This window comes from Nocardia sp. NPDC047654, assembly GCF_043205035.1.
Classification (GTDB): domain Bacteria; phylum Actinomycetota; class Actinomycetes; order Mycobacteriales; family Mycobacteriaceae; genus Nocardia.
The window spans coordinates 164,547-177,141 of the sequence record NZ_JBIDDF010000003.1 but is presented as its reverse complement, the minus strand read 5'-3'; the positions used below and the strand labels follow the sequence as shown (position 1 = coordinate 177,141).

Sequence of the window (12,595 nt, the reverse complement as noted above, 5' to 3'; positions counted from 1 at the left end):
TATCTGCCGTTGCCCCTCCCCACCTGGGAACGTGTGCTTAAAGTTCGCTCATCACAGTGAATTTCGGGAACAGGGGGCCGGAAATGATCGACCACGAGATGGACGGCGTGTGGACAACGCCGCGATTCCGCGAGTTGCTCGCCGAAGGCCGGCCCGGACAAGCCCTCGCCCTCGTCCGCAAAGAAATGGGACTCTCCCAAGCCGACTTCGGAGCCCTCCTGCATTGGGACCGCACCCACGCGGGCCGGGTGGAACGCGGAGAAGTGGGGACCATCTTCGACATCCGCGAATTGGCCCGCGCCGCCGACGCACTGGGCATCCCCCGCTCCGCGCTGCTGCCGCTCTTGCTCGCGACACCCGATCCGGGGACCATCGACTACAGGGGCGGCGAAGGAGTCGATGACGTGGACCGCAGACAATTCGGCCTGGCAGCGACGATTACGGCAGTGGCGGGTGTCTCCATGCCGCCGACCGGGGCGGCTGAACCGATCCGAGTCGGCACCGGGCATGTCACTTATATCCGTGTGCTCACGCAACGGCTGTGGGAGCACGACAACCATCACGGAGGCGGCGGGGCCTTCGACTACGCATCGCGGCAATACGCTGCCGCGCGGCGGTTACTCGACTCCAAGTCATACGGCCACCGCACAGGTGCCGAATTACTGAGTGCCACGGGATGGCTGTCGAATACCGTCGCCTGGCTGGCTCGCGACTGTAATCAGCCGGGTACTGCTCGGCGGCACCTGACGGAATCGGTTCTGCTTGCCGAACAGTGCGGCGACAACGCCCTGTTGGCCGCCGCCCTCGGAGACCTCGCGAATCTGGCCGCCTCCTCCCGCGCCTCGTTCGCCGAGCCCGTACGCCTAGCCCGGCGCTCGGCCGAACTCGTCAGCAACATGCCGTCGGCTCGCATGAACGCCCTGAAAGCCGCTGAAGAGGCAACCGCGTACGCGGCCGTCGGTGACGAACAGGAATTCGACCGCGCGATGGCACGAGTCTGGCGCGAAGCCGATCGCGGTCTCGACAGCCCGGACGACCCGGCGTGGTTGGCGCACGTCAACGAGGCCGAGCTGCGCGCTCACGAGGCGCGCGGACTCCGCATGCTCGGACACCACGCGCGAGCGGCCGGGCTGTGCCAGGAGATCGTCGCCCACGATAGCTGTTTCCCGCGTGACGAAGCGTCGTACCGCACCTATCACGCCGCCGCCCTCGCCGGACTCGGCGACACCACCTCGGCGATCACCGAAGCCCACACGGCCCTCACCCTGCTGGAAGGCCCGGTCACCTCACCGCGCCTCCTGACCGAACTACGCCCCGTCCGCATAGCCGCCAACCGCACACCCGGCGACGACGCCGAACACTTCCGACTTCGATTCGACACCCTCGCCCGCACCGCATGACCCGTCGACCCGAACCGTTCCACGCCGGGCGTTTCAGCCACCGGCCGCAGCTCACAGCGCCGATCCTGAGCCGGGTCCTCGGCTTCGGCCACCCAGCACCTGAAATCGAGGTGACGGCGGCAAGCTTTCGGCCGCTGTTCGCGACGCTGGCAGGTCTCAGGCCGGTCGTCGTTGCACGACGTCGGAGATGACCGCTGCGACGAATTTTTCGACCGCTGCCGTAGTCGGTGGGCCGGGGTCGCGGTCGGTGAACAACAGGTGGGCGCCACCGACCAGGGAGAGGGTTAGTGAGTCGATGTCCGCGTCGGCTGCGATGCGGCCCCGTTCGCGCTCGTCGGTCAGATAGGCGGAGATCGCGGTGGTCGCCTCGGCGAGGATCGCCATGCCGCCGCCGGGCCTGGCTTGCCGCAGTCGGGCGCGCAGTTCGTCACGGAAGGTGATGAGCGGGATGATCGCCAGCGGCACGGGGCCGAACAGAATGGTCAGAGCGCTGGTCAGATTGGCGGCCACCGTGCCGGAGCCCGCGGAGGCGCGTAGCGCACCGGCCTGCGCTTCGAGCCGCGCGGCCCGATCGAGCACGAGATCGGTGAGGAAAGTATCGAAGTCGGTGAAGTGCCGGTGCAGAACGCCTTTGGCGCAGCCCGCCTCGTCGGTGACAGCCCGGCTGGTCAGCCCGTTCGGCCCGTCGCGCAGCAGCACGCGCTCGGCAGCGTCGAACAGTTGCTGCCGCGCGTCGCGAAGGTGCATCCCAGTCGGCACTCACAATCCTTTCGTGCGTCGATCCAGCGGCATTATTGCTCAGTGGGCGTATGCCCACTAAGGTGGGCGTATGCCCACAATGCCACAGGAGCAACCAGCACCGTCCCCAGCGCAGCCGGGACAGTTCCAGCAGATAGCCGTGTCGTTCGGCGTGGACACACAGCGCTACGACCAGGCCCGGCCCGCCTACCCGGACGCATTGGTGGCGCGAATCGTCGCCGACGCGCCGGGGGCGGACGTGCTCGACGTGGGCTGCGGTACCGGTATCGCCGGTCGCCAGTTCCAGGCGGCAGGGTGCACGGTGCTCGGCGTGGAACCCGATGCGCGGATGGCCGACTTCGCGCGAGCCCGCGGGCTGCGGGTCGAGGTGGCGACCTTCGAGGCGTGGCAGCCGGGCGACCGGATGTTCGACGCGGTCGTCGCCGCTCAGTCGTGGCATTGGGTGGACCCGGTCACCGGCGCAGCGAAGGCGGCAGGCGCGCTGCGTCCAGGGGGACGGCTGGCGATCTTCGGTCACGTGTACGAGCCACCCGCCGAGGTGGCGGAACCGTTCGCCGACGCCTACCGGCGGGTCGCGCCGGACTCCCCGTTCAGCGGCCAACCGGCTCGGCGTCCCCTCGAGCTCTACCAAGCGGGATACGCGAAATTCGCCGACCAGATCCGCGAGACCGAACAATTCGGCGATCCCGAACAGTGGCGATTCGACTGGCAGCAGTCCTATACGCGCGACCAATGGCTCGAGCTGCTCCCCACCACAGGCGGCCTCACCCGACTGGGTGCTGATCAGCTGGCCGAGATACTGGACGCGGTCGGCAACGCCATCGACTCCCTGGGCGGATCCTTCACGATGGACTACACCACTCTGGCCGCGACCGCCATTCGCGCAGGCACTCCCTGACATTCGCGCTCGGCACCGCGCGAAGCCGCTTCGCGGCTCGGGCCGGCTTCAGGATTCCGGGGCCGCCACGCGGGCGGCCCCCGTCCGCGTAGCCGCCGACCGCGCACGCGGGCGACGACGCCGAGCACTTCCGATGGCTTGCGCGCCGCGAGTCTCAGCGCGGGCGGCCGAGCAGGGTGTCGCGCTGGTCGGCCACCATGGCGCGGATCGCCGCGACGACGGCGGCCGCTTCGGGGCGGCGGAGGGTTTCGGTGCGGGCGACGAGCCAGTAGCCGAGCGTGACGGTCACCGAATCGGCGAGGACGCGAACGAGATCCGCGTGACGGTCGGCCATGAAGCAGGGCAGCAGGCCCAGACCGGCCGAGGCGCGGGTGGCTTCCACGTGCACGAAAACGTTGGTGGAGGTGACCGATTCGCGCATCGCGGGTACGAAGCTGGAGGCCAGGTCGAGATCGTCGACTTGCAGCATGGAATCGATGAAGTACACCAGCGGATACCGCGCCAGATCGTCGATGGTGGCGGGCGCGCCGTGTTCGCGCAGGTATTCGTGGGAGCCGTACAGGCCGAGGCAGTAGTCGGCCAGATGCGTGGCGGTGGCGCGGTGCACCTGCGGCTCCCCCACGACTATCTCCAAGTCCAGGCCCGAACGCTGCTGCGACGCGCGCCGGGTGGTCGCCACGATCTCGACCGAGATCTTCGGATGCCGCCGCTGCACCTCCGCGGCGGCGGGCGCGGCGATGTAGGCGCTGAAGCCGTCGGTCGCCGAGATCCGGACCACGCCCTCCAGTACCCGGTTGCCACCGGCGTCCGCGGCCAGCGATTTCACCGCCGACTCCACCGCCTCGGCCGCGGCAAGGGCCGCCCTGCCCAGATCGGTCAGTTCCCAGCCACCGGTCACCCTGCTGAGCACTCGGCCGCCGAGTGTCTGCTCCAGCGCGGCGATGCGCCGGGAGATGGTGGTGTGGTTGATGCCGAGTTCTTCGGCGGCCGTGACGAATCGGCCCGACCGCCCCACAGCCAGGAGTACGAGGAGGTCGTCGGCGCTGGGACGACCAGGCGACGCCGGGCGCATATCTGCATCTTTGCAGAGACGCACTGCACAAATGGTCATTGCGGCGCGATTCGTCTGCACTAATACTCGGTGCAGCCAAGCATTGTGGGGGCCGTCACATCGAGAACGAAGTGTGGCCCCTGGCACGAAGGAGAAGTGCGATGAGGGAGCACAGCGCCGCACCGACAGCGGCGGCGGATTCGGGCGCGACGACCAGCGGCTTGCGTCGCGTGGTGGCCGCGTCGATGGCGGGCACGATCGTGGAGTGGTACGAGTTCTTCCTCTACGGCACCGCCGCCACGCTGGTGTTCAGCAAGGTGTTCTTCGCCAAGGACACCAGCGACCTGGACGCCATCCTGGCCGCGTTCGTGACCTACGCGGTCGGCTTCGCGGCGCGTCCGCTCGGCGGCGTGGTCTTCGGGCACTTCGGCGACAAATACGGCCGTAAGAAGCTGCTGCAATTCAGCCTGGTGCTGGTGGGCAGCGCGACCTTCCTGATGGGCTGCCTGCCCACCTTCGGACAGATCGGCTACTGGGCGCCCGCGCTGCTGGTCGCCCTGCGCTTCATCCAGGGTTTCGCGGTCGGCGGCGAGTGGGGCGGCGCGGTGCTGCTGGTCGCCGAACACAGCCCGAGCCGCAGCCGCGGATTCTGGGCGAGCTGGCCGCAGGCGGGCGTGCCCGCGGGCAACCTGCTGGCGACCGTGGTGTTGCTGGTGCTGACCTCCACGCTGTCGGACGAGGCGTTCCTCGGCTGGGGCTGGCGGGTGGCGTTCTGGCTGTCCGCGGTGGTGGTGCTGATCGGCTACTACATCCGCACGAAGATCACCGACGCGCCCATCTTCGTCGCGGCGCAGCGGGAGGCCGAGCAGATCGAGGCGACCTCGCTGAGCGTGGTCGAGGTGCTGCGCCGCTACCCGCGCGGCGTGCTCACGGCGATGGGGCTGCGTTTCGGCGAGAACGTCATGTACTACCTGGTGGTCACGTTCACGATCACCTATCTCAAAGTCGAGGTGCACGCCGATACCCAAGTGATCCTGTGGTGGCTGCTCGCCGCGCACGCCGTGCACTTCGTGACGATCCCGCTGGTGGGCAACCTGTCCGACCGCTTCGGCAGGCGACCGGTCTACCTGGTCGGCGCGCTGGCCGCGGGCACCTGGGGCTTCTTCGCCTTCCCGATGATGGACAGCGGCCACAACGCGGTCATCATGTCCGCCATCATCATCGGCCTGATCTTCCACGCCTTCATGTACGCCGGGCAGCCCGCGATCATGGCCGAGATGTTCCCCACCCGGATGCGCTATTCCGGCGTGTCCCTCGGCTATCAGGTGACCTCGATCGTGGCCGGTTCGCTCGCGCCGATCATCGCCGTCCGGCTGCTGAACACCTATCACTCCGCGGTGCCGATCGCCTGGTACCTGGCGGGCGCCGCGGCCGTGAGCGCGATCGCCGTGCTCGCCGCACGAGAGACGAAGGGGCTGACCTTGGAAAGCATCGATCACGCCGACGCCGAGACCCTCGGCGCGCGGACCGAAGTGACTGTGCGATGAGCGATTTGGCCGGGCGCAGCGCCCTGGTCACCGGCGGCGCGAGCGGCATCGGCGCGGCCTGTGCCCGCGTGCTCGCGGCGCGCGGCGCGACGGTGACGGTGGCCGATGTCGACGATGTCGGCGCGAAGGCGGTGGCCAGGGAACTGGGCGGCAAGTCGTGGGCGGTGGATCTGCTCGACGTCGCGTCGCTGGAAGAGCTGGAACTCGACACCGACATCCTGGTGAACAACGCCGGGGTGCAGCACGTCAGCCCGATCGAGGACTTCGCGCCGCAGCGGTTCCGCGATCTGCTCACCCTGATGGTCGAGGCCCCGTTCCTGCTGGTGCGCGCGGCGCTGCCGCACATGTACCGGCAGGGCTGGGGACGCATCGTCAACATCTCCTCGGTGCACGGCCTGCGCGCCTCCGAGTACAAGGTCGCCTACGTGACGGCCAAACACGGGCTCGAGGGGCTGTCGAAGGTCACCGCCCTGGAGGGCGGCCCGCGCGGCGTGACCAGCAACTGCGTCAACCCGGGCTATGTGCGGACACCGCTGGTGGACAAGCAGATCGCCGACCAGGCCAGGGCGCACGGCGTGCCCGAGCAGGAGGTGGTGGAGAAGATCCTGCTCACCGAGAGCGCGATCAAACGCCTCGTCGAGCCGGAGGAGGTCGCGTCGCTGGTGGGTTGGCTCGCCTCGCCGGAGGCGAGCATGGTCACCGGCGCGGCCTACACGATGGACGGCGGGTGGAGCGCGCGATGAGGGCGCGCTCAGCCCAGCGCGGTCAGCGCCATCCCGCGCAGCACCGGCCGGGCCCGGGCGGCGGTCGCCTCGCCCGCGCTGTGCGGGGTGGAGTTGATCAGGCCGAAGACGGCGTGGGCCTGCACTCGCGCCGTCTCCTCGGGTAGCTCCGGATGCAATTCGCGCAGCACGCCCACCCAGATCTCCACGTACTGGCGCTGGGTGCGGCGGATCTCCCTGCGGGCCGGGGCGGGCACGTTGTCCAGGTCGCGATCCTGGATGCGGATCAGCTCCGGTTCGCCGAGCGCGAAGTCGAGGTGGTGATCGACCAGTCCGGCGAGCGCCAGCTCGGCGGAGTTCGTGCCCGCCACCACCGCCTTGCCGCCGTCGAGCAGGCGCTGACTCACCCCGACCAGCAGCTCCACCAGCAGCGCCTCTTTGTTCGGGAAGTGCCGGTAGACCGCGGGACCGCTGATGCCCACGGCGGCGCCCAGGTCGTCCAGGCGCATGCCGAGGAAGCCGCGATCGGCGATCAACCGCGCTCCGGCTTCCAGCAGCTGCGCCCTGCGTTGCGCCTTCAGTTGCTCGCGACGGGTGGGCGCGACGGGTTCGGCACTGGTCACACGCGTTCCTCTCCACCGACCTGGACATCTCGGTTAATCAACACTAACCTGAATTCCAGTTATCGTCGACTAACTGGACGACAGGATGGCGTGATGACCGTTACCGAAGAGGCCGTCGGAAACCGGGCCGCGCACGCGGCGCTGGTCGACGACCTGCGCGCCCGGCTGGATGCCGCGGCGCTGGGCGGGCCCGCGAAGGCGCGCGAGCGTCACATCGCGCGGGGCAAATTGCTGCCTCGGCAGCGGGTGGACCAGCTGCTGGACCCGGGAAGCCCGTTCCTCGAACTCTCCCCGCTGGCCGCGACCGGGATGTACGGCGACGACTCCCCCGGCGCCGGGATCATCACCGGGATCGGACGGGTGTCCGGCCGGGAATGCGTGATCGTGGCCAACGACGCGACGGTCAAGGGCGGCACCTACTACCCGATGACGGTGAAGAAGCATCTGCGCGCGCAAGAGATCGCGTTGCAGAACCACTTGCCGTGTGTGTACCTGGTCGATTCCGGCGGCGCGTACCTGCCGCACCAGGACGAAGTGTTCCCCGACCGGGAGCATTTCGGGCGCATCTTCTACAACCAGGCGACCATGAGCGCCAAGGGAATTCCGCAGATCGCCGCGGTACTCGGCTCGTGCACCGCCGGTGGCGCCTACGTGCCCGCGATGAGCGACGAGGCCGTGATCGTGCGCAACCAGGGCACCATCTTCCTCGGCGGCCCGCCGCTGGTGAAGGCCGCGACCGGTGAGGTGGTCACGGCCGAGGAACTCGGCGGCGGCGAGTTGCATTCGCGCACCTCGGGCGTCACCGACCACTTGGCCGAAGACGACCAGGACGCGCTGCGTATCGTGCGCCGCATCGTGGCCACCCTCGGGCCGCGCACGCCGGTCCCGTGGAACGTCCGGCCCGTCATCGCGCCCGCCGCGCCGGAATCCGAGCTCTACGACGTGGTGCCGGTCGATCTGCGCACCCCCTACGACGTGCGCGAAGTGATCCACCGCCTGGTCGACGGGACTCCGGAGGGCGAGAGCGGCTTCCACGAGTTCAAGACCGAATACGGCAAGACGCTGGTCACCGGGTTCGCGCACATCCACGGGCACCCGGTGGGCATCGTCGCCAACAACGGCGTGCTGTTCGGCGAATCCGCCATGAAGGGCGCGCACTTCATCGAGCTGTGCGACAAGCGCAGCATCCCGTTGTTGTTCCTACAGAACATCACCGGCTTCATGGTCGGCCGCGACTACGAGGCCGGCGGCATCGCCAAGCACGGCGCGAAGATGGTCACCGCGGTGGCCTGCGCGCGGGTGCCGAAGCTCACCGTTGTCATCGGCGGTTCCTACGGCGCGGGCAACTACTCGATGTGCGGGCGCGCGTATTCGCCACGGTTCCTGTGGATGTGGCCGAACGCCCGCATCTCCGTGATGGGCGGCGAGCAGGCCGCGTCGGTGCTGTCGACGGTGCGCGGTGACCAGCTCGACAGCAGCGGGCAGCCCTGGTCGCCCGAGGACGAGGAAGCGTTCAAGGCCCCCATCCGGGAGCAGTACGAAAGCCAGGGCAACCCGTATTACTCGACCGCCCGGTTGTGGGACGACGGCGTCATCGATCCCGCCGACACCAGAACCGTCCTCGGACTCGCTCTCTCGGTGTGCGCGCAAGCCCCACTCGAACCCGTTTCCTACGGCGTATTCCGGATGTGATGGCGATGCTGAACAAATCCGTTCCCGTCGGGTTCGACACCGTGCTCGTCGCCAATCGCGGCGAGATCGCGGTGCGGGTGATCCGCACGCTGCGCGCGCTGGGCATCCGCTCGGTGGCCGTCTACAGCGACGCCGACGCCGACGCCCGCCACGTCCGCGAAGCGGACACGGCGGTGCGCCTCGGCCCGGCCCCCGCCCGAGAGAGCTACCTCGCCATCGACCGAGTGGTGGCCGCCGCCGTGCGCGCCGGCGCGCAAGCGGTTCACCCCGGCTACGGGTTCCTCTCGGAGAACGCCGCTTTCGCCGCGGCGCTGGCCGAGGCGGGCATCGTCTTCCTCGGCCCGCCCGCCCGCGCCATCGAGGTGATGGGCGACAAGATCACCGCGAAGAACACCGTGGCCGCGTTCGGCGTCCCGGTGGTGCCCGGCATCGCCACGCCCGGCCTGACCGACGACGACCTGATCGCCGCGGCCGCCGAAGTCGGCTATCCGGTCCTGGTCAAGCCGTCGGCGGGCGGTGGAGGCAAGGGCATGCGCCGGGTGGACGATCCGGCCCGGCTGCCGGAGGCGCTGCGCAGCGCCCGGCGCGAGGCGGCCGCCGCGTTCGGTGACGACACGCTGTTCCTGGAGCGTTTCGTCACCCGGCCGCGGCATATCGAGGTGCAGGTGCTCGCCGACCAATTCGGCAACGTGCTGCACCTGGGCGAGCGCGAATGCAGCTTGCAGCGCCGCCACCAGAAGGTGATCGAGGAGGCGCCCTCGCCGCTGCTGGACGCGGCGACCAGGGCCAGGATCGGCGCCGCCGCCTGCAACACCGCGCGCAGCGTGGACTACGTGGGCGCGGGCACCGTGGAGTTCATCGTCTCCGCCGACCGCCCCGACGAGTTCTTCTTCATGGAGATGAACACCCGCCTACAGGTGGAGCATCCGGTCACGGAACTGGTCACCGGCGTCGACCTGGTGGAATGCCAGGTCCGGGTAGCGGCCGGGCAGAAGCTGGCGGTGGCGCAGGACGACATCCGCATGGTCGGGCACGCGATCGAGGCCAGGGTGTACGCCGAGGATCCCGGACGCGGGTTCCTGCCGACCGGCGGCACGGTGCTCGACCTCGACGAGCCGGAGGGCCCCGGTGTCCGGGTCGATTCGGGTCTGCGGATCGGCACGCGCGTCGGCAGCGACTACGACCCGATGCTGTCGAAGGTCATCGCACATGCCGGTGATCGCACCGCCGCGCTCGCGAGACTCGATCGGGCGCTGGCCGACACCGTGCTGCTCGGGGTGACCAGCAATATCGAGTTCCTGCGCTTCCTGCTGGCCGATCCGGACGTAGCCGAGGGACGACTGGACACCGACCTGCTGGACCGGCGGGTCGCCGACTTCCGTCCCGCATCCGTCGGCGACGACGAGTTCGCCGCCGCCGCTGCCCGGCATTGGCTGCGTCGCTGGCCCGCCACCCCGCGCGATCCCTGGGAGATCCCGTCCGGCTGGCGAATCGGAGCCGACGCGCCCACACCGATCCGGCTCGCGGGCGGGGAGCGGGTCGAGCACGTCCAGCTCTCCGGTACGCCCGGCGACGGCGCGGTTCGAGTCGGCGACAATGGTGAGACCCGCTCGCTGACAGCCGAATTCACCGGTGACCGATCCGCGGGCGTGCTCACCCTCACACTGGACGGCCTGCGCCGCACCTACCGGGTCGCCGAGCAGGACGGCCTGCTGTGGGTGGCCGGACCGTCCGGTATCGCGGCGCTGCGCGAGGTGGCCGAGGTCAACGTGCGCGGCGGCGACGAACACGTGGGCGACGCCGAGATCCGCTCCCCCATGCCGGGTTCGGTGATCGCGGTGCCGGTCGCTTCGGGCGCCGCGGTCGCCGCGGGCGATCCGGTGGTCATCGTGGAGGCGATGAAGATGGAGCACTCGCTCACCGCGCCGGTCGCCGGAACCATCGAACTACTGGTCGAGCCGGGCGCGCAGGTGCGCCTGGACCAGGTGCTGGCGCGCGTCGTCGCGCAGGCCGAAACGAATGACGCCGAACGAGAAGGAATCCCCACATGACCGACTTCCTGTCCACCGGCACGCTGCCGGAGGAGTACCGGGATCTCGCGCTGACCGTGCGAGACTTCGCGCGGTCGGTGGTCGCTCCGGTGGCGGCCGAGCACGACGCGAACCACACCTTCCCGTACGAGGTGGTCGCGGGGATGGCCGAGATGGGCCTGTTCGGCCTGCCGTTCCCCGAGGAGTACGGCGGCATGGGCGGCGACTACTTCGCGCTGTGCCTGGCGCTCGAGGAGCTGGGCAAGGTCGACCAGAGCGTCGCGATCACGCTGGAGGCGGGGGTCTCGCTGGGCGCGATGCCGATCTACCGCTTCGGCAACGACAAGCAGAAGCTGGAATGGCTGCCGCAGCTGACCAGCGGCCGCAACCTCGCCGCGTTCGGGCTCACCGAACCGGGCGCGGGCAGCGACGCGGGCGGCACCAGGACCACCGCGGTCGCCGACGGCGGCGAGTGGATCATCAACGGCAGCAAGCAGTTCATCACCAACTCCGGCACCGACATCACCAAGCTCGTCACGGTGACCGCGGTGACCGGGCAGACCGGCGGCAAGAAGGAGATCTCCACCATCCTGGTGCCCACCGACACGCCCGGTTTCGTCGCCGAGCCGGCGTACAACAAGGTCGGCTGGAACGCCTCCGACACCCATCCGCTGAGCTTCACCGACGTGCGCGTGCCCGAGGAGAACCTGCTCGGCGAGCGCGGGCGCGGCTACGCGAACTTCCTGCGCATCCTCGACGAGGGGCGCATCGCCATCGCCGCGCTCTCGGTCGGGGCCGCGCAGGGTTGTGTGGACGAGAGTGTGCGCTACGCCAAGGAGCGCGAGGCGTTCGGCCAAGTGATCGGGCGCAACCAGGCCATCGCGTTCAAGATCGCCAGGATGGAAGCGCGGGCGCACGCCGCCCGGGCCGCCTATTACGACGCGGCGGCGCTGATGTTGGCGAACAAGCCGTTCAAGAAGCAGGCGTCCATCGCGAAGCTGGTGGCCAGCGAGGCCGCCATGGACAACGCCCGCGACGCGACGCAGATCTTCGGCGGCTACGGGTTCATGAACGAATACGCGGTGGCCCGGCACTATCGCGACAGCAAGATCCTGGAAATCGGCGAAGGGACGACGGAGGTGCAGTTGATGCTGATCGGACGGGAGCTGGGCCTGTGACCCGGCGCGCGGTCGTGCAGCGCGGCCTGTGGTTCGAGGAGTTCGACACCGAGGTGGTCTACGAGCACCGCCCCGGCCGCACCATCACCGAGGCGGACAACGTCCTGTTCACCACGCTGACCATGAATACCCAGGCGTTGCACCTGGACGCGGCGTTCAGCGACCGGCTGCCGCCGTTCAACCAGCGGCTGGTGAACTCGATGTTCACGCTGTCCACCTTGATCGGGCTGTCGGTGGCGCAGCTGACCCAGGGCACCATCGTGGCCAATCTCGGCTTCTCCGAGGTCGCGTTCCCCAAGCCGGTGTTCCACGGCGACACCATGTACGCCGAGACCGTGGTCACCGACAAGCGCGAGTCCAAGAGCCGTCCGGGCGAGGGCATCGTGACCTTCGAGCACACCGGGCGCAACCAGCACGGCGACGTCATCGCCACGGCCGTCCGCAAGACGCTGGTCCGCAAAGCCCCGGAGGGCTCGGCGTGAGCGGTCAGGGCCGGAGGCGGCAGCGCAGCGTGACCACGCAGGCCCCCGCTCACGCCGACAGCAGACACAGCGTGAGCGGTCAGGGCCGGAGGCGGCAGCGCAGCGTGACCACGCAGGCCCCGCTCACGCCGACAGCAGACACAGCGTGAGCGGTCAGGGCCGGAGGCGGCAGCGCAGCGTGACCACGCAGGCCCCGCTCACGCCGACAGCAGA

11 protein-coding genes are annotated in these 12,595 nt (G+C 69.3%); 8 read left to right on the top strand and 3 right to left on the bottom strand.

Annotated elements, in window-relative coordinates:
• Nucleotides 1–83 precede the first annotated feature (83 nt).
• On the top strand, nucleotides 84–1,400 hold the full coding sequence (locus tag ACGF7Y_RS14195) for a helix-turn-helix domain-containing protein (RefSeq protein WP_393233427.1): 1,317 nt from the start codon (nucleotides 84–86) through the stop codon (nucleotides 1,398–1,400).
• Between the two features lie 156 nt (nucleotides 1,401–1,556).
• Here ACGF7Y_RS14195 and ACGF7Y_RS14190 read toward each other — a convergent pair whose 3' ends face one another.
• Nucleotides 1,557–2,159 (bottom strand): TetR/AcrR family transcriptional regulator, encoded by a 603-nt coding sequence (locus tag ACGF7Y_RS14190; RefSeq protein WP_393233424.1) that lies wholly within the window; start codon nucleotides 2,157–2,159, stop codon nucleotides 1,557–1,559.
• Between the two features lie 70 nt (nucleotides 2,160–2,229).
• Here ACGF7Y_RS14190 and ACGF7Y_RS14185 point away from each other — a divergent pair, with 70 nt between their 5' ends.
• Nucleotides 2,230–3,057, top strand: coding sequence for a class I SAM-dependent methyltransferase (locus tag ACGF7Y_RS14185; RefSeq protein ID WP_393233422.1), 828 nt, complete (start codon nucleotides 2,230–2,232; stop codon nucleotides 3,055–3,057).
• 154 nt (nucleotides 3,058–3,211) lie between these two features.
• Here ACGF7Y_RS14185 and ACGF7Y_RS14180 read toward each other — a convergent pair whose 3' ends face one another.
• Complete coding sequence (locus ACGF7Y_RS14180; RefSeq protein WP_393233420.1) at nucleotides 3,212–4,129, bottom strand: LysR family transcriptional regulator; 918 nt, start codon at nucleotides 4,127–4,129, stop codon at nucleotides 3,212–3,214.
• 140 nt (nucleotides 4,130–4,269) lie between these two features.
• Here ACGF7Y_RS14180 and ACGF7Y_RS14175 point away from each other — a divergent pair, with 140 nt between their 5' ends.
• Together ACGF7Y_RS14175 and ACGF7Y_RS14170 are read left to right on the top strand one after the other, a co-directional pair.
• Nucleotides 4,270–5,655: an MFS transporter gene (locus ACGF7Y_RS14175; RefSeq protein WP_393233417.1), complete on the top strand. Its 1,386-nt coding sequence runs from the start codon at nucleotides 4,270–4,272 to the stop codon at nucleotides 5,653–5,655.
• Nucleotides 5,652–6,398, top strand: coding sequence for a 3-hydroxybutyrate dehydrogenase (locus ACGF7Y_RS14170; RefSeq protein WP_393233414.1), 747 nt, complete (start codon nucleotides 5,652–5,654; stop codon nucleotides 6,396–6,398). Before ACGF7Y_RS14175 ends, ACGF7Y_RS14170 begins: the two co-directional genes overlap by 4 nt.
• Before the next feature lie 8 nt (nucleotides 6,399–6,406).
• Here the strand turns inward: ACGF7Y_RS14170 and ACGF7Y_RS14165 are convergent, their stop codons facing one another.
• Nucleotides 6,407–7,000, bottom strand: a complete 594-nt coding sequence (locus ACGF7Y_RS14165) for a TetR/AcrR family transcriptional regulator (RefSeq protein ID WP_040870070.1) — start codon at nucleotides 6,998–7,000, stop codon at nucleotides 6,407–6,409.
• 93 nt (nucleotides 7,001–7,093) lie between these two features.
• Here ACGF7Y_RS14165 and ACGF7Y_RS14160 point away from each other — a divergent pair, with 93 nt between their 5' ends.
• From ACGF7Y_RS14160 to ACGF7Y_RS14145, 4 genes are read left to right on the top strand one after another with little or no spacing between them, the layout of a single operon-like run.
• On the top strand, nucleotides 7,094–8,692 hold the full coding sequence (locus ACGF7Y_RS14160) for a carboxyl transferase domain-containing protein (protein ID WP_393233412.1): 1,599 nt from the start codon (nucleotides 7,094–7,096) through the stop codon (nucleotides 8,690–8,692).
• 5 nt (nucleotides 8,693–8,697) lie between these two features.
• Nucleotides 8,698–10,743, top strand: a complete 2,046-nt coding sequence (locus tag ACGF7Y_RS14155; protein WP_393233409.1) for an acetyl/propionyl/methylcrotonyl-CoA carboxylase subunit alpha — start codon at nucleotides 8,698–8,700, stop codon at nucleotides 10,741–10,743.
• Nucleotides 10,740–11,900 carry an acyl-CoA dehydrogenase family protein gene (locus ACGF7Y_RS14150; RefSeq protein WP_393233406.1) on the top strand — a complete coding sequence of 387 codons (1,161 nt, stop codon included), beginning with the start codon at nucleotides 10,740–10,742 and terminating at the stop codon, nucleotides 11,898–11,900. The genes ACGF7Y_RS14155 and ACGF7Y_RS14150 overlap by 4 nt, the downstream gene beginning before the upstream one ends.
• A complete protein-coding gene (locus ACGF7Y_RS14145; RefSeq protein ID WP_393233404.1) occupies nucleotides 11,897–12,382 on the top strand; it encodes a MaoC family dehydratase in 486 nt (161 codons plus the stop codon). Before ACGF7Y_RS14150 ends, ACGF7Y_RS14145 begins: the two co-directional genes overlap by 4 nt.
• Nucleotides 12,383–12,595 lie beyond the last annotated feature (213 nt).